The sequence below is a fragment of the Ruegeria sp. HKCCA6837 genome, from assembly GCF_013034475.1.
Classification (GTDB): domain Bacteria; phylum Pseudomonadota; class Alphaproteobacteria; order Rhodobacterales; family Rhodobacteraceae; genus Ruegeria.
In genome coordinates this window covers 85,054-110,557 of sequence record NZ_WQGD01000006.1, presented here as the reverse complement: position 1 = coordinate 110,557, position 25,504 = coordinate 85,054, and the positions used below count along the sequence as shown (strand labels likewise).

The following is a 25,504-nucleotide window of genomic DNA, read 5'->3' as shown; positions in this document are numbered from 1 at the left end:
TCAAGTTTTGCGCAGGGGCAGGCATACCGCCCCTGCGCCAAGTCATAGCCCAAGTGCCGCGCGGCGTTCTTCGGCAAAGCCCTGCACGATGCGGTCTGCGATCAGTGCCAGAATCGCCATCGCAGCCCCGGCTGAGATCCCCAGCCCGACATCCGCCTGACCCAGCGCCAGATAGATCGACTGCCCCAAGCCAGTGGTCCCGATCAATGCCGCGATGACCAGCATTGCAAAGGCGTAAAGGATGGTCTGGTTCAGCCCCAGCAGTATGGTCGGTGCAGCATAAGGTGCACGCACGTCCCGCATGATCTGCCACTCGGTTGCACCGCTTGAGATTGCAGCTTCCATCATTTCCTCTGGCGTGTTGACCAGCCCGTGCCGCGTATAGCGGATCATCGGGACAATCGCGTAGGCACAAATTGCGAGGAACGCTGAAAATTCGCCGATCTGGAACACCATCAGCACGGGGATCAGGAACACAAACAATGGAATCGTCTGCAACATATCGCAGATCGGGCGAACCACTTTCCAAACCGGCTCCCAAACAGCGCTGGCAAGGCCGATCAGGCCTCCGACCACTGCGCAGGAAAACACTGCCGCACCACTGAGGTAGAGCGACAGAAGCGCCCTTTCCCAAAGACCCGAAACGAGAATGGTGCAAAGAAGCCCCACGCAAAGCGCCGCAAGACGCCACCCACCTGCGACCCAGCCCAAAGCAGCTGCGCCAGTCAGCACAAAGGGCCAAGGCAGGTTGGCAATGCCTGTTTCCAGCATGCCAATCAGGATCAGAACAATCAGCCCACCCGTTAGCCGCCCGCGCCACGCCATCAAAAGCACAATCACGGCACCTACGGCAAACAGGCCATAGCTCATGCCCGCTGTCCACTGAAAGCCCCAGGTGAAAGGCAGAACTGCCTGATCCAGCCCGATCCGCAACGGCAGCAGCACATAGAACAGCGAGTTGTTCTTAAGCGCATCCAGCCACGGGCCGTTGTTTTGCGTAAACGCCGTCAGGCCGCTGTCCACAGCTTCGGCCATGGGGTCCAGTAGGGTCAGTTCGGACGGGTTCGGCAGCCACGCCCAGAAGGCAGCCGTGAAGATAATAGCAAAGCCCAGCATGGCCCAGACAACGCGGCTGTCATAGCGTTTGCGCTCGGTTGCCAGCGTGCCGCTCATCCGGTCGATCACCACGGCAAAGACCACGATGACCAGACCCGCCATCAGCGATTCACCGAACTGGGCTTTGCGCATGGTAAGCAGAACTTCCCAGCCGATGTCGTTGAAACCTCCGATGACGGCGGCAATGATGACCATCGACAGAGCGGCCATTAGACATTGGTTCACACCGACCATGATCTGCGTTGTGGCAGCAGGGATTTCGACCTGAAACAATTGCTGGAACCGGGTGCCACCAGACATGATGGCGGCTTCTTTGATCTCGGGCTCTACCCGCTCCAGACCCAACATCACATTGCGCGCCATCGGCGGCGCGGCGTAGATGGCCGAGGCGATCAGACCAACAACAGGCCCAAAACCGAACAGCAACAACAGCGGTGTCAGATACGCAAAGGTCGGCACCGTCTGCATTACATCCAGAACAGCCTGCACAAAGGTTTTTACCTTCGGCACTTCATTGGCCAGGATGCCTATGCCACCACCCAGTAGCAGTGCCACCGGGACCGACACGGCAACAAGGGCCAGCGTATTCATACTCTCAGCCCAATAGCCCGACGCCAGTACAAAACTGAGCCCCAGAAAACCCAACGCCGCCATGGGCAAGCCGCCCAGATACCACCCCAACGCGGTCACAATCCCGATCAGGATGGGCCATGGCGTATTGCCCAGCACGAAATTCGCCCAGTTCATTGGATAGGTCATCATGTCCGAGAACAACCGCATCGCCGGTTTGATCAGGTTGAGAAACCAGTCAAGAAATGCACCAACCCATTGGGTTGCAGGCAGTTCCCATGCGGCAGGCCATTTGACCAGCCACGGGGCGATACCCTCAAGCGCAAGGCAAACCGCTCCGACGATAACTGTGATCAGCGCGGCTTTCGCGCCCGCTGTCACCTGCGCGCTGCGTTGCGCCGGAAGATCAGTGACAGCGGTCATGCTTCATCCACCTGCAATGCAGCGGCCAGATCCGAGGGATGAACCGTGCCGACGACATTGCCGCTGGCATCCCGCACCGGCACGGGCTCGTACAATTCCATGCAATGTGCAAGGGCCGCGTCCAGCGTCATCGAAGTGGTCAGGCCGGGATCGTCCGGGCCACATTCCGCCTCGCTCCGCATGACCGAAGCGACCTTGGCGTGCTGACCCTTGGCCACGTCCTTGGAAAACTCGCGCACATAATCATCAACCGGTCGAAGCACGATATCAGTTGGGGTACCGATCTGAACGATCTTGCCGTCGCGCATGATCGCGATGCGGTCAGCGAGTTTCAGCGCCTCTTGAATATCGTGGGTGATGAAGACGATGGACTTCTTCAATGTCGCCTGAATGCGCAGAAATTCGTCTTGCAACTGGCGACGGATCAACGGGTCAAGAGCCGAGAACGGCTCGTCCAGAAACCAGATATCGGGGTTCACGGCCAAGGACCGCGCAATTCCCACACGCTGACGCTGACCACCTGAAAGCTGGCGGGGGAAACTGTCTTCGCGCCCTTCCAGACCGACGAGTGAGATGACTTCCTGCGCCCTTGCCAGACGTTCCTTTTTGCTCACGCCCTGCACGCGCAGCGGATAAGCGACGTTTTCGGCAACGGTCATGTGCGGGAACAGGCCAAAGTGCTGGAACACCATACCCAGCTTTTTGCGACGCAACTCGGTCAAGGCCTTCTTTGAGGCTCCGATGACATTTGCGCCGTCGACCCGAATCTCGCCACCCGTACCGGGCAACAGTTGCGAGATACAACGGATCAACGTGGATTTACCCGAGCCTGACAGGCCCATGATGACGAACAGTTCGCCTTCTTTGACCTCGAAATTGGCATCCTGCACCGCCGGGATGAATCCGTTTTCCCGCAGATCGGAGGCGGCCTTATCAGCGTCATTCCCTGACCGAGACAGCGCGTCGGTCAGGGCCTTTTCAGCGCCGGGGCCAAAGACCTGCCAGAGGTTCTGGCAGGCAATGGCTGGCATAGTCGCGTCAGTCACTTACGTGCTCACTGCGTCGCTGCGTCAACAACCGGACGCCACTTGCCTTCGTTTTCGGCCATCCACGCAGCAACAACTTCTTCGACCTGACCGCCATCAACGTCGATCGCACCCATCATCGGTTGCTGGTCTTCAACCGCCAGTTGATAGTTTGACAGGATTTCATAAGCGGCGGGCCACTTGTCTTCCATACCGCTCCAGCTGGCCTTGAAGATGCGAGACGGCGAGAAATCGCAGTCATTCACTGCATTGGGGTTCGGGCCCCAGGCCGGATCATTAAAGCACGCCTCTTCTCCCGCAGGCAGGTCGACGAACTGAACGTCGTAGGCCGACATCGCCCAATGCGGCTGCCAGAAGGTGATCAGCAGCGGTGATTTACGCTCGGTCGAGGCGCGCAGCTCGGCGATCAGGGCACCCTCGGACCCCGCAGGCACGGCTTTAAAAGGCAGTTCCAGGCCGGTCATGCGGTCTGCGCCGGGTGTGCCCCAATCGGCCGGATAGTCGACAAGACGACCACCGGGCAGAGTTTCAGCGGTTGCGAAAACCTGCGCACAATCCTTCAGTGCCTCCCACGCGGGCAGGCCCGGGCACAGATCCGCCACGTGTGCCGGGTACGCAATGCCCTCTTTGGCATCCAAGCCCAAATCACCGATTTCAACCACGGTGCCTTCGTCGATCTTCTTGGCATATTCGTCTGACACGTTGGACGACCAGATTTCCAGTGTCGCGTCGATGTCGCCATCGGCCAGCGCCTGGAACTGGTTCATCATGCCCGCTGTCACATATTCGACCTTGTACCCAGCTGACTTGAGCATCTCACCCGCCACATGCGTTGTCACATGTTGACCGGTCCATTCATTGATCGCCAGTTTGATCGGCTCATCCACAGCGCCCATGTCCGCCGCCTGCACCGCACCTGCAACGCTCAGAGCCATAAGGCTTACACTCAGTTTCTTCATGGACTTTCTCCCAGTCTTAATTGTTTCCTGAACCCGGTTAGGACCTTCCTGCCGGGTCTCTTGTTTGACGACACCATCATGTCGCAACATGCACAAACTTTGTCGGAAAAGGAAAGTGTGGCGATTGTGAAAAGCAAAGTCTTTCGCCTTGCTCTTTCTTTTTCGCTCCACTTAAGCGCACTTGCGGCGCTCAACCCGACCTGTCCCATGCCCCTGTTGCCCACACGGGACATTGACTGACGAGTCAATCAAAACCAAATTTCGGCCGTTTGTCGAGAAATACTTTACAAAAGCCCGTTTTTTCATCGTCAAGGTCAAAGCCCGTTATCCACCAATTCAATGCGCAAGAACTGATTCCCCATTGCAAAACCGGAACAAACGATAAACATTTTCAGCATAACCTTGAGATTGAACAAATGCGCACCTTTGACGAAATCTTCAACATCTCAGCATCACGGCACGGCGGGCCGGATGCATTGCAAGCCATGCTGCACAAACCCAAAAGCCCTGAGGAACTGGCAGAAATACCCGAAGATCGCTGGCTTGCCATGTTAACCAAATGTGTTTTTCAGGCCGGGTTCAACTGGAAGGTCATCGAGAACAAATGGGATGGTTTCGAGGTGGCATTTGACGGGTTCGACGTGGGTCGATGCGCGTTTATGGATGACGAAAAATTCGATGCGTTGCTGCAAGACAAACGAATCGTTCGTAACGGCACCAAGATCGCAGCCGTTCGTGACAATGCCGCGTTTCTGATGGAACTGCGCGAAGAAGGCGGCGCGGGCAAAGTACTGGGGGGCTGGCCCTCGGCAGATTACATCAACTTGCTGGCACTGCTGGCCAAGCGCGGATCGCGGCTGGGCGGTGCGTCTGCCCAATACGCGATGCGTTTCATGGGACGTGACAGTTTTATTCTGTCCCAAGACGTTACCGCCCGGCTGATCGCCGAAGGCGTGATCGACAAACCTGCCACGTCCAAAAAGGCGATGTTGGCCGTTCAGCAAGCCTTTAACACCTGGATGGATCAATCCGGACGATCCTTGACCGAAATCAGCCGGGTTCTGGCCATGAGCGTTTGAAAACGGTTTGCTGAACGGGCGCAGCAGACTAGGATTCTTCATATGGTTCTGCGCGTTTTTCTAGTTTCTCTCTTATTTCTATCGTCCTGCGGGCGTCCGCTGACAGAACCAGAGCGCGTGTTTGCAGAGAGCATTAAAGGCGACACACTGAATCTGGATAATGTACGATTGGTCGAAGGTGCCCCGGTCGCTACGGTCACGTATTTCCGGGAAGAACGCCCACGTTTGGCCTGCCGTGAGCTTATTTTGCCGCCAGTCGAAGCGGGGTTTGTCACCGGCAAGCCCGCTGCCGTCGCCCTGTTCAACAAGGTCTATTTTGCACGCGACTGGTATCTGGAAGACTACATGACCGACTTCCCCGATCAGATGAACCTAATCGCCGCGATGCTGCTGGCCCATGAACTGACCCATGTCTGGCAATGGCAGAATCGCAAAACCACCGGCTATCACCCCCTGCGGGCAGCGGCAGAGCATGGCGGGCGGCGGGATCCGTATCTGTTCGATCTGGACACCTCGCCTGACTTTTTGTCCTACGGCTTCGAACAGCAGGGCGCGATCGTCGAAGAATACGTTTGCTGCCGTGCGCTGGACCCTCAGGCCGAACGCACAGCAAGGCTCCACACTATGTTGGGCGCACATTTCGACCTGTCTCCGTTGCCGGAAAAAGGGCGTGAACGAGCGGTTCTTTTGCCGTGGAGCGAAGCCGAAGTAGACGGGATTTGCAGTCAGTCCTGAAGCGTTTCCAGATAGGCCACCAGATCCACAATAGGCTGGCTTGTCAGGATCGGCTGTCCCTGAGGTGTCTTCATCGATGTGTCCTGCCCATCAAAATACGGGCCATACACCGGCATCGGGCTGCCGTGGCTGACCAAAGGGTCCCGTCCATCGATCCGGCCAACTACGCGGGCGGTTGGGAAAAGACCATCCTGGCCGGATAAATCGGTCAAATCAGTCGGCTGCACGACCAACACACTGGCCATAGGCCCCTGCCCGGTCGCATCAATCCCATGACAGGTTGCACAATAGTGCATGTAAAGTTCTTGTCCGATCTTGGCGTCCTGCGCCAAAGCGGCCTGAGACGATACGACTGAAACCGACAATACCAGCGCACCAAGGGTTGCCTTGAACATCCTATCCTCCTGTCAAGATTGACAATTGAAGGGTTGCCCGGCGGATGTCTTGGCGCAATGATCCAGATCAACGCAGGCGGAGGGCACGGGCCATGACACAATACGCAGCCATTATGCTGGCAGCCGGGATCGGCGTTCCCATCCTTGCGGCGTTGAACGCGGCCCTAGGCAAGCTGATTGGCTCACCAACCACCGCCGCCGTGATCCTGTTTGCGATCGCCTTTATCGCGTCGGCCTTAGTGATGCTTCTTTTTCCGGGTCTCGAAGCGCTTTCCAAGGTGGCTGCGACCCCGAAACACTTGTTGCTGGCCGGTGTTCTGATCTCGTTCTATGTTCTGTCGATCACCCACGTGGCCCCGCACTTCGGTGTCGGTAACGCGGTTTTCTTTGTATTGCTGGGGCAATTGATCAGCACAGCGGCGATTGACCATTTCGGCCTATTTGGCGCTCAGATCACGCCGCTGACATGGATACGAGCCGGCGGAATCGCCGTAATGGCCATAGGCGTTGCGATCACGCAACTGGCCTGAGCACCCCGCCCTCAAGCTTGACCATGCGGTCCATACGAGCCGCCAGATCCAGGTTGTGGGTCGCAATCAAGGCCGAAAGCCCTTCGTCGCGCACTAGTGCCATCAGCGCGTCAAAAACCTGATCCGAGGTTTCCGGGTCCAGATTGCCGGTCGGCTCATCCGCCAACAAAACACGCGGTGCGTTGGCCAGCGCCCGGCAAAAGGCCACACGCTGTTGTTCCCCGCCCGACAACGCCGCAGGGCGGTGGCTGGCACGTGGGGCGACGCCAACCCGATCCAGAAGGTCCATAGCCCGTGCCTGCGCAGCTTTTTCAGAAACGCCATTCGCCAGTTGTGGCAGGGTGACGTTTTCCAAAGCTGTGAATTCGGGCAGGAGGTGGTGAAACTGATACACGAACCCGACGTCCCGCCGACGTAGTGCAGTTCTGGTACGATCACCCTTGCCGGTCACGCCCTGACCGGCAATCTCGACCGAACCTTCATCGGGCCTATCCAACAGGCCCGCGATGTGAAGAAGCGTTGATTTGCCCGCACCTGACGGAGCAACCATCGCAACGGCCTCCCCCGCGCGTAAGTCCAGATCGACCCCACGCAGTACCTGCACCTCGCCCGGTGTGCCCTTTAGGTAGGTTTTGGTCAGCCCGCTCAGACGCAATGTGACATCACTCATAACGCAACGCCTCGACCGGGTTCAGCCGTGCCGCACGACGGGCTGGGAAAAAGGTGACGATGAAAGACAGGCCAAGCGACAGGCCGATGGCCTTGAGCACGTCACTCAGGTGCAACTCGGCCGGTAAAGCGTAAATGCCGCGGATCGACGGGTCCCAGACACCACCGCCCATCACGTAATTCACAAAAGAAAAGATCGGATCGATGTAGATTGCGAAAAGGCATCCCAGAATAACACCCATCGCCGTGCCTATCAGGCCGGTGAATGCACCGCAGATGAAAAAGACCCGCAGAACGGACCCTTCGCTCAGGCCGATGGTCCGCAGGATGCCGATGTCTCGACCCTTGTTTTTGACCAGCATGATCAGGCCCGAAACGATATTCATCGCGGCAATCAGAACCAGAATCGAAAGGATGATGAACATCACGTTGTCTTCAACTTCCAGCGCGCGAAGAAAGCCGCCGGACGCATCCTGCCATGTCCATATCTGACTGCGTTCGCCCGAGGCCTCAATGATCGAAATCAGAATTGGACCCAGACTTTCCGGCTGCTGCACCATCACTTCGATCTCATCCGCAACACCTTCACGGTTGAAGAAACTCTGAGCTTGCGAAAACGGCATATACACGCGGGTGCGGTCGATGTCGTAGCGACCAGCTGAAAACACATAGACAACGCGATACGCGTTTACACGCGGTGAAGTGCCAAAGGCGGTCTTGACCCCATTTGGCGAGGTCAGCTTGACGACATCCCCCACGGTGGCTCCGATACTGCGCGCAACACCGGATCCAATGGCGATGACATCTTCACCTGTTTGAAACTCTGTCAGATCGCCTGCGGCCTGCTCTGCCTGGGCGATACCCGGCAAATCGAACAGATCGTCGGGTCGGATGCCAAACACCTCAACCCCACTGCTGCGGTCGCGATTGGTGATCAACACCTGCCCTTTGACCAAAGGCGCAGCCCGTTCAACTCCGGCGACCTGTGCGATCCGGGCTGCGCGATCTTCGTAATCGGCTATCGTTCGGTCGACCCGACCCTGATCATCAATTTCCCCGGACGAATAGACTGTCACATGTGCGTTGGCACCCAGAATTGTGCCCACAAATTCCGCACGGAAGCCCGACCGAACCGCCAACGTCGCAATCAGTGCGAACACTGCAAGCGTGATACCGATCAGAGATATCCACGTCATCACACTGACACCACCTTCAGCCCTGCGGGCCCGAAGGTAACGCCAAGCGATCTTCCATTCAAAAGGGGCAAAGGGCGGGGGTGTCTTGGCCATGCCTGCTCCGGGGTGTTTCTTGTTTGCGGCGACAGTTTCGGCATTTCTCCCGATGGTCAAGCCGGTAGTCGCAAAGACCCCATACCTCGGCCCGAATGAGCCGCATTGATTCGGTTCACCACAGATACGTCGCCGCAAAATGGATGACTTCGAAACGTAGCGTTATACCATGAGTTGTGAAGACCTTCACAGACACGACCGGATTGTTTCAGTTATGAAGTTAATCATCGCGCTTCGTGAGTCTGTGAATCGAAAAGGCAACAATGATGGCGAAATTTTATTACTCATTTTGATTATTTTTGGAAACTTTGTCACCCTAACTACGGGGGAACACATTTAACGAGCGGGGGTCGCTCAATGAATTTTCAAATTTCTACCAATGGCGCGGGCTCAATTCCGACTCGCAGGGCATCAACAGAACTGGATTGTGAAACAGCAGCACTGCTGCGCGCGGCCATTCGGCCGATCTTTGTCAGCGCGGCAAGCTGGAGCAATTTGGCAGACATCCTAAAAGAAAAAGGATATCGACTGGTGTTTCGCCAGGGCCGTTTGTGCATCACGGATCGAACAACCGACGCACGCGTTTGTGGGCTACGGTTTCTGGGCCTCGAGTTTCGTGAACTGGTCAGCCGTCTGGGTCGTCCCATTGTTGTCGCTCGAGGCGACGACGCCGATGGCGACGTTCTGGCAGAGCGTCCGACACCAGACCAAAATTAAGGCCCGGGCCGGTCGCTTTGCTTTGGCCTCAGTTAGCGGCCAGATCAGATGTACTCGGCGTGACTGACAGCGCAGCATCCGATGATCGCGATCAGGCGATCTGCTGATAGATTTCTGCAACTTTGGTGACAGCCGCTTCGGGGCTTAGCTCTTCGCTTTCACCAGTGCGGCGGCAAGTCAGTTCAACCACACCATTCTTCAGACCACGTGGACCCACGGTGATGCGCCAAGGCAGACCGATAAGGTCCATGGTTGCAAACTTGCCCCCAGCCCGTTCTTTTCGATCATCATACAACGGCTCCAGACCCAAAGCGGTCAGCGCCGAATATATCTTGTCACAGGCCGCATCTGCTTGTTCATCACCCTGTTTCAGATTCACGATACCGCAGTGGAACGGCGTTACTCCCTCGGGCCAAATGATGCCCTTATCGTCATGGCTTGCTTCGATGATCGCACCTACCAAGCGGCTGACGCCGATACCGTGGCTGCCCATGTGTACCGGAACCGGTTTGCCATCAGGGCCCTGTACGGTCGCGCCTAGAGGTTCGGAGTATTTGGTGCCGAAATAGAAAATCTGCCCGACCTCAATACCACGTGCAACGCGACGGCGCTCCTCGGGGATCTGGTTGAAAAGCGCCGCGTCATGCGTTTCGTCGGTACGCGCGTATTTCGAAGTGAACTCTTCCAGTATGGCCTGGCATTGTTCACGGCTGTCATAGTCGATCTCGCGGTCTCCGAATGTCAGGTCGGTGACGGCACTGTCATAGAAGACCTCGGATTCACCGGTATCAGCCAGCACAAGGAATTCGTGCGTGTCATCGCCACCAATGGGGCCTGAATCGGCGCGCATCGGGATCGCCTGCAGACCCATGCGTTCGTAAGTGCGCAGATAGCTGACCAGATGGCGGTTATATGCGTGCAGCGCATCTTCCTTGGTCAGGTCAAAATTGTAGCCGTCTTTCATATAGAACTCGCGGCCCCGCATCACGCCAAAACGCGGGCGGATTTCATCGCGGAACTTCCACTGGATTTGATACAGCGTCAGCGGCAGATCTTTGTAGCTGCTTACGTGACCGCGGAAAATATCTGTCACCAGTTCTTCCGCCGTGGGCGTAAACAACATGTCCCGGTCATGCCGGTCCTTCATCCGCAGCATTTCCTGACCGTAATCGTCATAGCGACCGGATTCGCGCCACAGATCGGCCGATTGCAAAACCGGCATCTGTATCGCGATATGGCCCGCGCGCGCCTGTTCTTCGTGCACGATGTTTTCCAGCTTGCGCAGCACTTTGAAACCCATCGGCAACCACGAATAAATCCCGGCCGCAGCCTGCTTGATCATCCCGGCACGTAGCATCAGCCGGTGGCTGACAATCTGAGCCTCAGACGGGTTTTCCTTGAGAACGGGCAGAAAGTAACGGCTCAGGCGCATAGGTGGACCTTCAAAGGTAAGAAATCGACTGCACAGGTGATTATTCCAAAGCCCCGCCGGGGGCAATCGGACATTGGCGTTTTTGCGACTTCGCGTCAGTCGGTTTTTTGATTGACCCGCCAATTGAGAATTTCAATTGTAACGGAACTGCTAATTCCACGAGGCGCCGATGCAAACAATTCAGGAACCCGCCCGCCAAATCCCTGTCATCCATCAGACCGACGTGTTGGTTGTTGGCTCTGGTCCCGCAGGGTTGGCCGCAGCACTGGCGGCGGCGCGGGCCGGGGCCGAAGTATCTCTGGTCGACCGCTTTGGTTGCATGGGCGGCAACATCACTGCTGTGGGTGTCGAGGGTTTCGCATGGTATCGCCATGAGCAAACCATTGAGGCTGGCGGAATCGGGATGGAATTCGAAACCCGCGCCAAGGACATGGGCGCGGCGGTGCCTGAAAGCCAGTCGCTCAGTTATGAACTGGACAGCGAAGGGTTCAAACTGGTGGCCGACAAGCTGGTCGAAGAGGCAGGCGTGCACCCAATGCTTCATCGCCAGTTCGTCGCCCCCATCATGGATGGCGACCGGATCACCGGCATCATCACCGAATCCAAGGCGGGGCGCGAGGCGATCCTGGCCAAAGTGGTAATCGACGCCACCGGCGACGCAGATGTGGCGCACCGCGCAGGCGCACCGACCCACAAGACCCCACGCGAAGACATGATGGCCGCCTCGGTCATGTTCCATCTGGCCGGTGTCGACAAGCGCGCCTTCATGGAGGGCGTGAAAGCCGACCCGCAAACCTATAAGGACTGGGGCGGCGGCGGTGAGTGGAATATTGAGACCAGCGGCAAAGAGGACGACATGTTCTCGCCCTTTGTTCACAAACCGTTCCAGCAGGCGATTGATCAAGGTCTGATCCCCCCGCATCTCAACACCATCGCGGGCACCTGGGGCGCAATGCATGACACGGGTGAGCTGACGTATATGAACCTCATCCATCTAGCCGAGATCGACGGGACCGACCCTGACAGCCTGACACGCGGTGAGATCGAAGGCCGCCGACAGTCGATGTTAGCCATCGATGCCCTACGAAGGTTCATGCCCGGATGCGAAAACGCGCGGCTTCGGAACTTCGGAATGACTATGGGCATCCGCGACACCCGCAAGATCGATGCCCTGTACAACATGACAGAAAACGACGCCCGCCATCAGGGTCGGTTTGAAGATACCATTGGCATTTATCCCGAATTCATAGACGGCTATGGCATTTTGATCCTGCCCACCACGGGGCGGTACATGCAGGTTCCCTATCGCTCGATGTTGCCCAAAGGGGTCAAGGGCCTGCTGGTCGCGGGCCGGTCGCATGGCGCGGACCGAGTGGCTCATGCCGCCACGCGCAACATGGCCTGTTGCGCCGTCATGGGTCAGGGTGCAGGCATTGCGGCCGCTCTTTCACTCAAAAGCAATCAGGACCTGGACCAGTTGAATTTGGCACCTGTTCACACGGAACTGGAACGCCAAGGGGTCAGGATTCACTAATGGACAGCATTCCAACAATCGACATCTCGCCTCTGACCGAACCGAAAACCGATGCATACGAAGCAACGGTGCGACACATCCTTGAGGCTTGTGCCGGGATCGGGTTTCTGTCCATCACCGGGACAGGCGTGACTCGGGAAACCGTTGATCAAGTCAGACGAACGACCCGAGACATCTTTGCCATCGATGAGTCGCGCAAATGGGATCAGGCCATCACCCGCGAAAACTATCGCGGCTATATACCCATGGGCTTTTTCACGCCCAATGATGGTTCGGGCAAGGCCGACAAATATGAAGGGTACAAGCTGCACCACGAGGTTGCAGAAGACGCGCCGATACGTGCGGACTGTGCTCTGTACGGACCAAACCTCTGGCCGGATGACGTGCCAAGTGCCAAGGCGACCATTCTGGACTATTGGGCCCAACTGGATCGCGTTACCGATCTGTTGCTCGGCGCATTAGAAAACGGTCTGGGTTTGAAGCCCGACGCGCTGCGCAGCGCGTTCCAGGACCCGATGACCAACATGACCCTGCTACACTACCCGCCGCAGGCTGCGGACGAGGCGGGCTATGGTATCCATCCGCACAAGGATACTGACGCGCTGACCATCATCGCCCCTGATCCGGTGGGTGGACTTGAAGTTCAAACGCGCGGCGGAGGATGGATCACGCCGGACTGCCCACCCGGCGGCTTTATTGTCAACATTGGCGACATGCTAGAGCTATGGTCAGGCGGGCGATTGAAATCCACACCACATCGGGTGGTAAACCGGTCAGGCAAAGAGCGGCACTCTTTCCCTTACTTCGCCGTCCCCCGCCATGATGTTATCGTCGAGCCGTTGCTGCCCACGCTACCTGGTTTCGACCGCCCTGCTGTCCATTGCGGACATTGGTCTGCAGAAATCTGGCGTACCAATTGGCCTGATGAAGCCGCAGACGAGGACACGCCTGAACTGGGGACGCTACAGGACTAACCGCCGCAATTTCAGGCCACATGAAGCGCTTGCATCATGGAGCTTGATACGCCAAGAACACCGTCAATGACCTGCCAAAAGGGGATTGCGATGGCATTGCCGGTTAAGGATCAACTAAGGTACTGGGGCGTTGCCGCTGCGGTTTTTGCGTTGATCCTCTGGGCCTTGGGAGACGTCCTGCTGCCGTTTGTGATCGGCGGCGCCATTGCCTATTTCCTTGATCCTGTTGCAGATCGACTTGAGCGGCTTGGCCTTTCGCGCATGGCGGCCACAGCTATCATCACGGTTGTGGGCGTATTGGGGTTCGTGTTGGCAATCCTGATGGTCGTACCCGCTTTGATCACGCAGCTATTGGACCTGGTTGATGTCTTGCCGGCCCTGTTCAAAGAGTTGCGCGGCTTTATCGAAAAACAGTTTCCGTCCCTTTTGGATCGGGAATCAAGCACGCACCAGATGTTGGTATCTTTTGGCGATACGTTGAAGTCCAAGACAGGGGATGTTCTGCAGACGGTGCTGACCTCTCTGGGGTCCGCAATCAACATTGTGGTTCTGCTGGTCATCGTACCGGTTGTCGCGGTCTATATGCTGTTGGACTGGGACCGCATGATCGCTCGCATCGGAGAGCTTTTGCCACGCGACCACGCCCCAACCATCAAGCGGCTGGCGGTCGAGATTGACGCCGTTTTGGCCTCTTTCGTGCGCGGGATGGGTACCGTTTGCCTTATCCTTGGCACATATTACGCGGTCGCCTTGATGCTGGCAGGTCTGCAATTTGGCTTGATTGTCGGATTCATCGCAGGGTTGGTCACGTTCATTCCTTATCTGGGCGCCTTGATTGGTGGAACGCTGGCCATTGGGCTCGCGCTGTTTCAGTTCTGGGGCGATTGGGCACATATCGGTTTGATTGCGGGCATCTTTGCCATTGGCCAGGTCACCGAAGGGAATTTCCTGACACCCAAATTGGTCGGCAACTCTGTAGGGTTACACCCGGTCTGGCTGCTGCTGGCGCTTTCGGTCTTTGGCGCATTGTTTGGCTTTGTCGGTATGCTGATCGCAGTCCCCGTCGCAGCAGCGCTTGGCGTGCTGGCGCGGTTTGCAACTTCGCTGTATCTGGACAGCAGACTTTACACCGGTCTTGAAAGTCAGGATCAGGAAACCGAGTAAATGGCCCGACAACTCAGCTTTGACCTGCCCGCCAAAACTGCGCTTGGGCGTGAGGATTTCTTTGTCTCGCCTTCCAATGCTCTGGCGGTTGCGATGATTTCGGCAACATCTTGGCCCGGAAACAAGCTGGTACTCAGCGGACCGGCGGGCGCGGGCAAAACTCATCTGGCGCATGTCTGGGCCGCTGAAACCAGTGGACAGATCATTCAGGCAGCAGACCTGCGCTATGACGACGTACCTGATCTGGCGCGAGGACCGATCGCCGTCGAAGATGTACCCATGGTCGCCGGGGATTTGGAACAGCAGAAAACACTGTTTCACCTGCACAATCTGGTGCTGGCCGAAGGGCGTGCCTTGTTAATGACCGGCAGGCTTGCACCGAAATTTTGGGAACTGCCCCTAGCGGATCTTCAAAGCCGCGTTGAAGGGGCCCATCACGTCGCATTGGACCCGCCCGACGACGCGCTTCTGGGCGCGGTGCTGGCCAAACTGTTTGTGGATCGTCAGTTGAATCCTGGCCCCGAAGTCATCGCTTATCTCGTGAAACATATGGATCGACGGTTTGAAACCGCTGCAAACGTTGTTGCGCAACTCGACCATCTGGCATTAGCGGAAAAGCGTGACATCACACGTGCCTTGGCCGTTCGGGTTTTGAACACAAGCCCGGACGAGGTCGACACGGGTGATTGACCCGCAAGCTCCAATTTCGCATCCTCTGACTGCACTATCTGGAAGACACATGGATCAGACCGTCGAAACCGACATCCCGGACTGGGGACCTTTCGGAAAACCTTTGTTCGACGACCCTGGCACACGTGCCCTGTCGCGGGTCGGAGTGGTCGATGTGGGATCGAACTCGGTTCGGATGGTGATCTTCGACGGCGCAGCCCGGTCGCCGGCTTATTTTTACAACGAAAAGGTGATGTGCGAACTGGGCGCGGGCCTGTCCGAGACGGGCCGGTTAAACCCACGCGGGCGTGACCGTGCACTGGCGGCGCTGCGGCGATTCCAGCATCTGGCGATGGATCTGGATCTGCCCGGGCTGCATGTGGTGGCCACGGCTGCGGTGCGTGAGGCCGAAGACGGCCCGGATTTCTGCGCACAGGTCGAAGCAGAAACCGGGTTGCTTGTGGCCGTAATCGACGGCGCGGAAGAGGCACGTCTGTCGGCACAAGGCGTGTTGCTAGGCTGGCCCGGTGCGTACGGCCTGATCTGCGACATTGGCGGCTCGTCGATGGAATTGGCCGAAATCGGCGATGGTCAGGTCGGTCGCCGTGTGACCTCAGCCCTAGGCCCTCTGAAGCTGCGCGACATCAAAGGCGGGCGACGAGCCCGAAAGGCGCATATCAAGTCAACAATGGAAGAGCTGCGCGATCAGATGGGTCCGCAGCGAGATCGCCTGTTTCTGGTCGGAGGCAGTTGGCGAGCTTTTGCGCGACTGGACATGCTGCGGCGGGGTTATCCACTGAACGTGCTGCACGAATACCGAATGACCACCAAACAAGTGCGCGATACCATCAAGTTCATAGAAAAAAGCGACTACGAAAAACTGCGTGGCGAGGCTGGGGTCTCAAGCTCTCGTATGTCGCTGATTCCTTATGCAATGGATGTTCTGGCCCGGCTGATCCGAACCTTCAAACCCAAGGATATCGCGATTTCGAGCTATGGCATCCGCGAAGGGTTGCTGTATGAACAGATGCCGCAGGAACTGCGGGACCGCGACCCCCTGATCGAAGCCAGCCGCTTTTCCGAAGCAAAGGATGCGCGTCTGCCTGGTTTTGGCCGCAACTTGTATGACTTTGTCATGCCGCTGTTCAAATCTGCCCCGCCCAGCCGCGTACGCCTGATTCAGGCCGCGTGCCTGCTGCACGATGTCAGTTGGCGCGCTCATCCCGATTATCGGGCCGAGGTTTGCTTTGACAATGTCACTCGCGCCAATCTTGGGGGTTTGAAACATTCCGAGCGTGTCTTTATCGGGTTGGCCCTGCAACATCGTTACAAGAACAAACGCGAAGGCAACCGGTTTACGCCCCTGTATGAGTTGCTAGACGAGAAAGACCAGAAGCAGGCCGAAATTCTGGGAAAAGCCATGCGATTTGGCGCAATGCTCTGGATGCACAACGAAGCCAATATGGGGCGCCTGAAATTCTATCCGAAAAAGCGCGAGTTAGAACTGTATTTACCCGAGGCTGCGGCACCTTTGTTCAGCGAAGTGGCCGAGGCACGCCTGAACTCGCTGGCAAGCGCCCTGAAAGCGGGAACGCAGGTGATCATCAAGGGCTGAGGCAAACTCAGATATCAGTTGTGCCCTCGGGGTTCTCTTCGTCCTTGTTTTCATGTTCAGGCAGGTCTTCAACCGGCTTTTTGCGGATGATGATGTCGCCATTGGGCAGGATTTCGGGTGCCTCATAGGCGCTCCAATCCTTGACCTGAGCTGCCAGTTCCGCCAGCGCCGGGCCCATCTCTTGCAAGAACGACTGCATGGCTGGGCCGAACTCATCCGCCAATCCAAGCAAGTCATCCAGCGCCGGTTCCATTTCCTTGCGCAGCCCTTCGAAGAATAACTCGGCTCCCTGCTCCATCAGGGATTTTCCAGTGTCTTCTTGGGCCGAAGCTGGCATTGCAAATGATGCCAACACGATGCTGATCAGAACAATCCGTTTCATATCCTTGATATAAACCTTTGGGCAGAGGCTGCAAAGATCACAGATCAATATCCAGAGTGACCGGAAAATGATCCGAAGCTGTCAACAGCGCTTGCCGCATTTCGGGTTCAGACCAACAAACAGTATCCCGAAATGGGTGCCAAATACGCCAGACGGGATCAAAGGCACGCAAATCTTGGGAAATCATGATGTAATCCAGAAGCGCCTCCAGAAATCGGCCCTCTTCGGGGGGCGCAAAGCGCGCAGTGGACGGGATCGAACCTGGCCGAAATTCATGTGCCCTGACCGCGTGCGGATCATACAGCCCGGACTGCAGCAAAATCTCAACAGATGAATGCCCAAAGAGGTGTTCAAATTCATCCAGCCCCGGCCCGTCATTCAGATCCCCCAGCAAAATGACTGACTCGTCCTGTTCTAAATGCGCCTCAACCCTTCGGGCCAGCCAAACCGCCTGTGCAAGCTGCTTACGACGGTTGGCAATCGAGATTCGGATCGCTTCGTCCCTGGACTCTGCCCCATGCGGCGCCTTTGATTTCAGATGTGCTCCAATAAGCCTGACTTCATTGCCTGCCTTAGTCGTCAGCGCCAGTTCCATTGGCGGTTTGGAAAACTCAACAATGTCTTCGGTCGCGTCAACATCCAGATCAATTCTGAATTCACCGTCGAACCGAGGAGCCGACCCGTCTTCAATGCCCCCTTTTGGATCGTGACGTGCGCTCAGAACAGTTCTGTCAAACAGCAGTGCCAATTCCTGATGTGTGTCATTGGCAAAGCCCATCACCGCATCGGCGGTGCGCAGTTCGAATGCCTCGGCAAAGCCTTGCAAAGCACGCACTGTATTTTGTCGTTTGCCGGTGTTCGGTGCCTCGACAATCAGCACTGCATCGGCATCCATCGCGGTTAGAACCTTGGCAATTGCCTCAACTTGCTGCGCTTTGGTGACATCGTGCCTGCCGGACCAGCTGTCATCGACAATAAGGGCGTCATTCTTGTCGAAAAGATTGGCGAACCATTCGATATTATAGGTCGCCAACCGCATCCCCTCAGGCCGCCGCGCCGTTGATCTCGTCCCAGGCGCGATTAATGTCGATCATCTTCTTTTCAGCCAACCGGATCGCTTCTTCGGGGACCCCGCGTGCCATCATGGCGTCCGGGTGTGTCTCGCGCACCAGCTGACGCCAGACCTTGCGGATCTCGGCCACGGGCATATCCCGGGATACTCCCAGAACCACATATGGGTCGTTGGGTGCGTCCGGCACAAACCGCGCACGCAAGGCCAAAAACTGCGCATCTGTTTGGCCAAAGATGCGGCTGACCTCTTCTAAAAACTCATTCTCATTGGGATGATAGAACCCGTCGGCCATCGCAATGTGAAACAGCCCTTCCATCAGGTCGCACAGTGTGGTGCTGTCTTCGGAAAACATCCGGGCGATCTTGCGGGCATAATCCTGATACCCGGCCACATCCGTGCGCGCCATGTTGAAAACCCGCGCCGCGCCCTCCTCATCCTCGCGTGCAATCTGGAACACGTCGCGGAAGGCTGTGACCTCGTCCCGCGTCACCTGCCCGTCTGCCTTAGCCATTTTTGCGCCCAGCGCAATGACGGCAATCGTAAACGCCACCGAGCGTTCAGGCGGTGAGCGAAGCTTTTCAAAAACAGCGGTCAGGCTTTCGCCCTGTGCAAGTGCGCTAAGAGCGTCTGATATGCGAGTCCAAATCGACATGGGCGTACCCTAGCGCCACAATTCGGGACTGTCAGGTGCGATAGATCAATCCGGGGAAAGAATTTTCTGCATCAGCACAAGATCCAGCCACTGCCCCCATTTGTAACCGATTTGAGGCATAACCCCGACCTGTTCGAACCCCAACGCTGCGTGGAATGCAACAGCAGACGGGTTTGCGGATGAGATACCAGCAACCAAGACGTGGACCCCCTTGGCTCGCGCAGCTTTCTCCAGTGCGACCATCAGGGCGCGGCCCACGCCTTGGCCGCGCGCTTCAGGCGCCAATTGGATGGAGTGTTCGCAACTATGCGCATAACCCGGGCCCGAGCGGAAAGGTCCAAAGGTCGCAAACCCGACCACGCGGCCTTCAATTTCTGCAACCAGAAACCCGGGACCTCGGGCGTGGATATCTTCGGCGATACTCTCAGCGCTGCGAGTATCGGTGGTGAACGTGACCAGCGTCTCGCGAATGATCTGATTGGCGATCTCGGCAATCGCAAGCGCATCTGCTGGCTGTGCGGGGCGAACCTTCATTCCAACACGCGCAGACCGTGCGGGGTATCAACCTCGGCCCGCAAGGCAGCTGGCCCAGTGTCGAACACCACCCAGTCCAACGCGCCAAGATGTGTGGCCAGTGTCAGCGCATCCGGGTGGAACACGACCAGCCTGCGCAGGCGGCAACCGCTGTCTTGCAACATCTGCGCCGGGTGCAGATCGCCCTGCCACTGGATCAACGCGGGAAAAAGGTTGTCAAACGGAAGTCGGCCGGTCGGCGGCACGGCCATACGCCAACTCAGGGCACCACGAGTCAGATCAATCGGTGTCCCGATACCATCGGGAAACACCGACAGCGAGGCTTCGATGTCTGGCACGCGACAAATCCAGTTGCTCAAGCGGGGTTTGCCCGTAAACCGGTCCAGATCGAACCAGCGGGTTCGTTCTGGTTGGGGGGCGTCAGGATCGATGGAAATCGCCTCAAGATACAGACCATCCTTGAGCCCCAGCAGTCGATTATAGGTACCAAACTTCTCGTGCTTGCCGCCCGCCTGCAACGCAACGCCCAAAGCCTGTTCGACATGTGCGGATGCTTCTTCCAGCGTTTCGCCTGCAACGGCCAGATGATCGAGCAACATGCGCCCCTCCTAAAAACAATTCGACCAGACCCAATCAGGTCTGGTCGCATGTTTCCGCCATCGGCGCGAGATCACAAGATTTTTCGACGAAAAATCTTGGCCACTGTTTAGCCCCGCGCTTCGTTGATCAGACGCAGGATGTCCTGCGCGGCTTCGGGAATATTGGTGCCCGGCCCAAAGATCGCTTTTACGCCGTGATCGTAGAGGAACTGGTAATCCTGCTGCGGAATCACGCCACCGCAGATGACGATAATATCCTCTGCCCCGGCTTTCTTGAGCTCTTCGACCAACTGCGGGGCTAGCGTCTTGTGCCCGGCGGCTTGCGAGGAAATCCCGACCACATGCACGTCATTGTCCACCGCGTCCTGCGCGGCCTCGGCAGGTGTCTGGAACAAAGGCCCAACATCGACGTCAAAACCAATATCGGCAAAGGCCGTGGCGATGACCTTGGCACCCCGGTCGTGACCGTCCTGTCCCATCTTGACCACCAGCAAACGAGGGCGACGCCCTTCAGCTTCGGCAAACTCTTCAATGGACTTCTGGATCGCGGCAAAGCCTTCGTCACCTTCGTAGGCCGCGCCATACACACCGGCCAGGGTTTTCACTTCGGCACGGTGGCGGCCGAACTCTTTTTCCATTGCCATGCTGATCTCTCCTACGGATGCACGGGCGCGGGCGGCCTCGACCGCAGCAGCCAGCAGGTTGCCACCCTCGCGGGCGATGGTGGTCAGGGCGTCTAACGCCGCTTGGCAAGCACCCTCATCGCGGGTCGCGCGGATACGTTCCAGGCGTGCAACCTGGGCCTCTCGCACGGCGACGTTGTCGACATCCAGAATGTCGATCAGGTCTTCCTGTTCTTTGCGGTATTTGTTGACACCGACGATCACCTCGTCGCCCCGGTCGATCATGGCCTGACGGCGCGCGGCGCTTTCTTCAATGCGCAGCTTGGGCATACCCGAGGCGACGGCCTTGGTCATACCGCCCATTTCTTCGACCTCTTGCATCAGCGCCCAGGCTTTTTCGACCAGTTCATTGGTCAGGCTTTCGACATAGTAGGAGCCCGCCAAGGGATCGACCACATCAGTCACACCGGTCTCTTCCTGCAACACCAACTGGGTGTTCCGCGCGATGCGGGCCGAAAAGTCCGTCGGCAGAGCAATCGCCTCGTCCAAAGCATTGGTGTGCAACGACTGGGTTCCGCCCAGAACCGCGCTCATCGCTTCATAGGCTGTGCGGATCACGTTGTTATAGGGATCTTGCTCCTGCAACGACACGCCCGAGGTCTGGCAATGGGTACGCAGCATCTTTGATCGCTCGGATTTTGCACCGAATTCGGTCATCACGCGATGCCATAGGGTCCGCGCGGCGCGCAATTTGGCGACTTCCATGAAGAAGTTCATGCCAATGGCAAAGAAGAACGACAGACGACCCGCGAACTTGTCCACATCCATTCCGGCCTCTGTCGCGGCCCGGACGTATTCACGCCCATCAGCCAGCGTATAGGCCAATTCCTGCACCAGGTTCGCCCCGGCCTCTTGCATGTGATAGCCCGAGATCGAGATCGAGTTGAACTTGGGCATCTCGTTCGAGGTGTATTCGATGATGTCCGAAATGATCCGCATCGACGGCTCGGGCGGATAGATATAGGTGTTTCGAACCATGAACTCTTTCAGAATGTCATTCTGAATTGTGCCAGACAGGACCGATTTGTCATGGCCCTGCTCTTCCCCCGCAACGATGAAACTGGCCAAGATCGGAACCACCGCACCGTTCATGGTCATCGAGACGGAAACCTTATCCAGCGGAATGCCGTCGAACAGGATCTTCATGTCTTCCACGCTGTCGATGGCCACACCGGCCTTCCCTACATCGCCTACAACACGCGGGTGATCACTGTCATAACCACGGTGCGTGGCCAGATCGAAAGCGACCGAGACACCCTGCTGACCTGCTGCCAGGTTGCGGCGGTAGAAGGCGTTTGATTCCTCGGCTGTCGAAAAGCCCGCATATTGACGGATCGTCCACGGACGACCGGCATACATCGTCGCCTTCACCCCGCGCGTAAACGGGCCAAAGCCCGGCAGCGAGCCCATATGCGGCAGATCTGCTGTATCTTCTTGCGTATAAAGTGGTTTGACGGCGATGCCTTCCAGCGTTTCCTTGGTCAGATCGTCCAACGGACGTCCGCGCAGCTCTTTCTCGGCCAGCGCTTTCCAGTCCTTCGTGTCGGTCATTTCGATTTCCTCTCGTCAATTCGGGTGGCGGCCGTCGTAAAACGTCCGCATTTAGGTCATGCGCTTGACCATTGCGTCGGGGCGCAAGCGCAAAATTTTGAGTGTTCTGCGTAAATCGTCAGTCGCAATCGCGGAGACAGGGGCTATATTCGAAAGAACAGGAGGCCACATGACTCGCACGCTTGCCTTTGTTTTCTCGGCACTAATCCCGCTGGCCGCTTGGGCGGCGGACGGCACGGCGCCCTCAGATGACAGCTTTGTTCGCCCGGCAGGCGACAGCGAACTCAGCGATTTTCTATGGGTCAACCGCCCTATCGTTGTCTTTGCAGACACGCCAGCCGACCCGCGATTCCAACAACAGATCGACATGCTATTGGATGGCGAACAGGCCATGCGTGACCGGGACGTCGTGGTCTTGACTGATACCGACCCGTCAGCGAAATCCCCGATCAGGGCGCAACTTCGCCCGCGCGGGTTCCAGATGGTGTTTGTCGACAAAGACGGCGTGGTTAAACTACGCAAACCCTCACCTTGGAGCGTTCGCGAGATCGGCCGGTCCATAGACAAGACCCCCCTGCGTGAGCGCGAAATCCGCGAACGGCGCGAGGGCGGTTGAGCGCTTTCGCAATACCCCGCAGCTCCGGCGCAGAACGCCGGAGACCGTCGGAGGTAAATTGAAAGCACTGGCATGATCATTCGAACTCGATGATCACTTCGTCTACGGCAAGGCTGTCGCCCGGACCAGCATTGATCTTGGCAACGGTGCCCTTCTTCTCGGCGCGCAGGATGTTCTCCATCTTCATCGCCTCAATCGTGCACAACGCCTGACCTTCCTGTACCTCTTGCCCGACTTCCACGTCGATCTTCACGACCAGGCCTGGCATCGGGCACAGCAGCATTTTCGAGGTATCCGGCGGCAGTTTTTCTGGCATCAGTTTGGCCAGCTCTGCCTGACGCGGACGGCGCACCAGAACCTTCAAATCGGCCCCCCGGTTGCGAATGCGGAACCCGCCCGAAACCTTGCCCACCTTCAGAACCAACGGGCTGCCATCGACATCTAATACGGCCAGTTGATCACCCGGCGTCCAATCCGAGGCCACACGCAGGGTCGAGCCATCTTCGAACTTGACGGTTGCCCCTTCTTTGTCAGCGTTCACCTGAACCGGCAATTCGTGACCTTCCAGCGATACGACCCAGCGTTTGCCAACTTTGCGTTCATGATTGTCCATCCGACCCGACACGCGGGTGCGGCGGATTTCGGCCACACGGTGCATGGCCGCGCAGGATGCCGCGATCCGGCGCAGGTCATCTTCGGGCAAGGATACGCCCTCGAACCCATCGGGATATTCTTCGGCAATGAAAGCCGTGGTCATGTCACCACTGATGAACTTCGGGTGGTCCATCACAGCAGACAGGAACGGCAAGTTGTGACCAATGCCTTCAACCTCGAAACTGTCCAGGGCAACGCGCATCGCCTCAATCGCGGCTTCGCGGGTCGGTGCCCAGGTGCAGAGTTTTGCAATCATCGGGTCGTAATACATGCTGATCTCGCCGCCCTCGTAGACGCCGGTATCGTTGCGCACTGCCGCTTCACCTTCGGGCGCGTCGCCCTGCCATTTGCCGTTGACCAGCATCGGACCAGCCGCAACCTCTTGCGGTGGGCGATAACGGGTCAGACGGCCAATCGACGGCAGGAAGTTGCGATAGGGATCTTCCGCATACAGGCGGTTTTCAATCGCCCAGCCAGTCAGCGTCACGTCGTCTTGCGTGATCGACAATGGCTCACCCGCGGCCACGCGGATCATTTGTTCCACCAGATCAACGCCTGTGATCAGCTCAGTGACCGGGTGTTCCACCTGCAGGCGGGTGTTCATTTCGAGGAAGTAGAAGTTCTTTTCACCGTCAACGATAAACTCCACCGTACCCGCGCTGGAATAGCCGACCGCCTTGGCCAAGGCCACAGCTTGTTCGCCCATCGCCTTACGGGTTGCTTCATCAAGAAATGGCGACGGTGCCTCTTCCACCACTTTCTGGTTCCGGCGCTGGATCGAGCATTCGCGCTCGCCCAAATAGATCCCGTTTCCGTGGCTGTCACACAAAACCTGAATTTCGATGTGGCGCGGCTGGGTGACGAATTTCTCGATAAAAATCCGGTCATCCCCGAACGAATTCGCGGCCTCGTTCTTGGACGACTGGAAGCCCTCGCGCGCTTCTTCGTCGTTCCACGCGATCCGCATGCCTTTACCACCGCCCCCGGCGCTGGCCTTGATCATGACCGGATAACCGATCTCATTCGAGATTTTGACCGCCTCATCCGCATCTTCGATCAAGCCCATGTAGCCTGGAACCGTCGAAACATTTGCATCCTGAGCAATTTTCTTCGAGGTGATCTTGTCGCCCATCGCTTCGATCGCGCCTTTCGGGGGGCCGACAAAGGCCACGCCTTCGGCTTCCAGCGCTTCGGCGAATTTGGCATTTTCCGACAGGAAGCCATAACCAGGGTGAACGGCCTGTGCACCGCTTTGGCGGATAGCGTCCATGACCTTGTCGATCACGATGTAAGACTGATTGGCTGGCGGCGGCCCAATGTGCACGGCTTCATCTGCCATCGACACATGAAGCGCGTTCTTGTCCGCGTCCGAATAAATGGCAACTGTGCCGATACCCATTTTGCGGGCGGTTTTGATGACCCGGCAGGCGATCTCGCCCCGGTTGGCGATCAGGATCTTATTGAACATGGAACGTCCTTTGGCTTGGTGTTCTGGAAACGCAAAACGCCACCGCAGGGAACGATCCCCGCGACGGCGTGATGCGCGAAGACGGACGGGACGAAAGGCGCCCCCAAAATGATGCGTTAGTTACAGGTGTTCTGCGTTTTGCAGTAAAGCACGTTGCTCGCTGCGCCGACGGCCGCGCCGAAAAGCGGGTCGGCATTGAGGACGGCTGCGCCAACAGCGCCGGCCCCACCACCCAGGATAGCCTGTTCGCCTGTGGTGTCGCCGCAGGCAGCCAAGCCCGCGCAGACCGTCGCAACAAAGATGAGCCGTGAGATTCGCATGATATCTGCCCTTTTTGGTTTCTTGGTTTGTTGGGCGTCAGATGCGCGAAACGCTGA

25 protein-coding genes are annotated in these 25,504 nt (G+C 57.5%); 10 read left to right on the top strand and 15 right to left on the bottom strand.

The features are described from left to right. Positions 1 to 42: 42 nt before the first annotated feature. The 3 genes from GOV91_RS10710 to GOV91_RS10700 are packed head-to-tail and all read right to left on the bottom strand — an operon-like array spanning position 43 to position 4,114. Positions 43 to 2,109 carry a proline/glycine betaine ABC transporter permease gene (locus GOV91_RS10710; protein WP_171235500.1) on the bottom strand — a complete coding sequence of 689 codons (2,067 nt, stop codon included), beginning with the start codon at positions 2,107 to 2,109 and terminating at the stop codon, positions 43 to 45. Further along, the gene (locus GOV91_RS10705; RefSeq protein ID WP_171235499.1) at positions 2,106 to 3,155 is read right to left on the bottom strand and encodes a betaine/proline/choline family ABC transporter ATP-binding protein; all 1,050 of its coding nucleotides are present in this window, start codon (positions 3,153 to 3,155) and stop codon (positions 2,106 to 2,108) included. Before GOV91_RS10705 ends, GOV91_RS10710 begins: the two co-directional genes overlap by 4 nt. A gap of 8 nt (positions 3,156 to 3,163) precedes the next feature. Then, on the bottom strand, positions 3,164 to 4,114 hold the full coding sequence (locus GOV91_RS10700) for an ABC transporter substrate-binding protein (protein WP_171235498.1): 951 nt from the start codon (positions 4,112 to 4,114) through the stop codon (positions 3,164 to 3,166). Positions 4,115 to 4,530: 416 nt separating this feature from the next. Between GOV91_RS10700 and GOV91_RS10695 the strand changes: the two genes are divergently transcribed. Beyond that, complete coding sequence (locus tag GOV91_RS10695) at positions 4,531 to 5,193, top strand: DNA-3-methyladenine glycosylase I (RefSeq protein ID WP_171235497.1); 663 nt, start codon at positions 4,531 to 4,533, stop codon at positions 5,191 to 5,193. A gap of 42 nt (positions 5,194 to 5,235) precedes the next feature. After that, the gene (locus GOV91_RS10690; RefSeq protein WP_171235496.1) at positions 5,236 to 5,928 is read left to right on the top strand and encodes a hypothetical protein; all 693 of its coding nucleotides are present in this window, start codon (positions 5,236 to 5,238) and stop codon (positions 5,926 to 5,928) included. Here the strand turns inward: GOV91_RS10690 and GOV91_RS10685 are convergent. Beyond that, positions 5,919 to 6,323: a cytochrome c gene (locus GOV91_RS10685; RefSeq protein WP_171175401.1), complete on the bottom strand. Its 405-nt coding sequence runs from the start codon at positions 6,321 to 6,323 to the stop codon at positions 5,919 to 5,921. The two genes, GOV91_RS10690 and GOV91_RS10685, sit on opposite strands and share 10 nt — an antisense overlap. Before the next feature lie 92 nt (positions 6,324 to 6,415). Between GOV91_RS10685 and GOV91_RS10680 the strand changes: the two genes are divergently transcribed. Then, positions 6,416 to 6,853 (top strand): DMT family transporter, encoded by a 438-nt coding sequence (locus tag GOV91_RS10680; RefSeq protein ID WP_171175403.1) that lies wholly within the window; start codon positions 6,416 to 6,418, stop codon positions 6,851 to 6,853. On the opposite strand, the gene GOV91_RS10675 is transcribed toward GOV91_RS10680, so the two are convergent. Next, on the bottom strand, positions 6,837 to 7,523 hold the full coding sequence (locus tag GOV91_RS10675) for an ABC transporter ATP-binding protein (RefSeq protein WP_171235495.1): 687 nt from the start codon (positions 7,521 to 7,523) through the stop codon (positions 6,837 to 6,839). The genes GOV91_RS10680 and GOV91_RS10675 overlap by 17 nt on opposite strands. Further along, positions 7,516 to 8,811, bottom strand: coding sequence for a lipoprotein-releasing ABC transporter permease subunit (locus GOV91_RS10670; RefSeq protein ID WP_171235494.1), 1,296 nt, complete (start codon positions 8,809 to 8,811; stop codon positions 7,516 to 7,518). The genes GOV91_RS10675 and GOV91_RS10670 overlap by 8 nt, the downstream gene beginning before the upstream one ends. A 357-nt stretch (positions 8,812 to 9,168) precedes the next feature. Between GOV91_RS10670 and GOV91_RS10665 the strand changes: the two genes are divergently transcribed. Beyond that, positions 9,169 to 9,528, top strand: coding sequence for a hypothetical protein (locus GOV91_RS10665; RefSeq protein ID WP_171175409.1), 360 nt, complete (start codon positions 9,169 to 9,171; stop codon positions 9,526 to 9,528). Positions 9,529 to 9,619: 91 nt separating this feature from the next. On the opposite strand, the gene proS is transcribed toward GOV91_RS10665, so the two are convergent. After that, positions 9,620 to 10,960, bottom strand: a complete 1,341-nt coding sequence (proS, locus tag GOV91_RS10660) for a proline--tRNA ligase (RefSeq protein WP_171235493.1) — start codon at positions 10,958 to 10,960, stop codon at positions 9,620 to 9,622. Between the two features lie 169 nt (positions 10,961 to 11,129). Between proS and GOV91_RS10655 the strand changes: the two genes are divergently transcribed. From GOV91_RS10655 to GOV91_RS10635, 5 genes are all read left to right on the top strand, one after another. Then, the gene (locus GOV91_RS10655) at positions 11,130 to 12,494 is read left to right on the top strand and encodes an FAD-dependent oxidoreductase (protein ID WP_171235492.1); all 1,365 of its coding nucleotides are present in this window, start codon (positions 11,130 to 11,132) and stop codon (positions 12,492 to 12,494) included. Continuing rightward, positions 12,494 to 13,468, top strand: coding sequence for an isopenicillin N synthase family oxygenase (locus GOV91_RS10650; RefSeq protein WP_171235491.1), 975 nt, complete (start codon positions 12,494 to 12,496; stop codon positions 13,466 to 13,468). Before GOV91_RS10655 ends, GOV91_RS10650 begins: the two co-directional genes overlap by 1 nt. 90 nt (positions 13,469 to 13,558) lie before the next feature. Beyond that, entirely contained in the window at positions 13,559 to 14,632 is a 1,074-nt protein-coding gene (locus tag GOV91_RS10645; protein WP_171235490.1) for an AI-2E family transporter, read from the top strand. Then, positions 14,633 to 15,322: a DnaA ATPase domain-containing protein gene (locus tag GOV91_RS10640; protein ID WP_171235489.1), complete on the top strand. Its 690-nt coding sequence runs from the start codon at positions 14,633 to 14,635 to the stop codon at positions 15,320 to 15,322. It begins immediately after the preceding gene. A 49-nt stretch (positions 15,323 to 15,371) separates the two neighbouring features. Continuing rightward, positions 15,372 to 16,916 (top strand): Ppx/GppA family phosphatase, encoded by a 1,545-nt coding sequence (locus GOV91_RS10635; protein ID WP_171235488.1) that lies wholly within the window; start codon positions 15,372 to 15,374, stop codon positions 16,914 to 16,916. Positions 16,917 to 16,923: 7 nt separating this feature from the next. Here the strand turns inward: GOV91_RS10635 and GOV91_RS10630 are convergent, their stop codons facing one another. From GOV91_RS10630 to scpA, 6 genes are all read right to left on the bottom strand, one after another. Continuing rightward, positions 16,924 to 17,298, bottom strand: coding sequence for a hypothetical protein (locus GOV91_RS10630; protein ID WP_171175418.1), 375 nt, complete (start codon positions 17,296 to 17,298; stop codon positions 16,924 to 16,926). Positions 17,299 to 17,335: 37 nt separating this feature from the next. Further along, on the bottom strand, positions 17,336 to 18,337 hold the full coding sequence (locus GOV91_RS10625) for an endonuclease/exonuclease/phosphatase family protein (protein ID WP_171235487.1): 1,002 nt from the start codon (positions 18,335 to 18,337) through the stop codon (positions 17,336 to 17,338). Between the two features lie 4 nt (positions 18,338 to 18,341). Next, positions 18,342 to 19,022, bottom strand: a complete 681-nt coding sequence (locus GOV91_RS10620; RefSeq protein WP_171175422.1) for a molecular chaperone DjiA — start codon at positions 19,020 to 19,022, stop codon at positions 18,342 to 18,344. Positions 19,023 to 19,067: 45 nt separating this feature from the next. Further along, positions 19,068 to 19,556, bottom strand: a complete 489-nt coding sequence (locus GOV91_RS10615) for a GNAT family N-acetyltransferase (protein ID WP_171175424.1) — start codon at positions 19,554 to 19,556, stop codon at positions 19,068 to 19,070. Beyond that, positions 19,553 to 20,155, bottom strand: a complete 603-nt coding sequence (locus GOV91_RS10610) for a VOC family protein (protein WP_171235486.1) — start codon at positions 20,153 to 20,155, stop codon at positions 19,553 to 19,555. The genes GOV91_RS10615 and GOV91_RS10610 overlap by 4 nt, the downstream gene beginning before the upstream one ends. A 107-nt stretch (positions 20,156 to 20,262) precedes the next feature. Next, positions 20,263 to 22,389 (bottom strand): methylmalonyl-CoA mutase, encoded by a 2,127-nt coding sequence (gene scpA / locus GOV91_RS10605; protein ID WP_171235485.1) that lies wholly within the window; start codon positions 22,387 to 22,389, stop codon positions 20,263 to 20,265. Between the two features lie 169 nt (positions 22,390 to 22,558). Here scpA and GOV91_RS10600 point away from each other — a divergent pair, with 169 nt between their 5' ends. Continuing rightward, entirely contained in the window at positions 22,559 to 23,005 is a 447-nt protein-coding gene (locus GOV91_RS10600; protein WP_171175430.1) for a DUF4174 domain-containing protein, read from the top strand. A gap of 76 nt (positions 23,006 to 23,081) precedes the next feature. On the opposite strand, the gene GOV91_RS10595 is transcribed toward GOV91_RS10600, so the two are convergent. Together GOV91_RS10595 and GOV91_RS10590 are read right to left on the bottom strand one after the other, a co-directional pair. After that, the gene (locus tag GOV91_RS10595; RefSeq protein WP_171235484.1) at positions 23,082 to 25,127 is read right to left on the bottom strand and encodes an acetyl/propionyl/methylcrotonyl-CoA carboxylase subunit alpha; all 2,046 of its coding nucleotides are present in this window, start codon (positions 25,125 to 25,127) and stop codon (positions 23,082 to 23,084) included. Between the two features lie 116 nt (positions 25,128 to 25,243). Continuing rightward, a complete protein-coding gene (locus GOV91_RS10590; RefSeq protein ID WP_171235483.1) occupies positions 25,244 to 25,447 on the bottom strand; it encodes a hypothetical protein in 204 nt (67 codons plus the stop codon). Positions 25,448 to 25,504 lie beyond the last annotated feature (57 nt).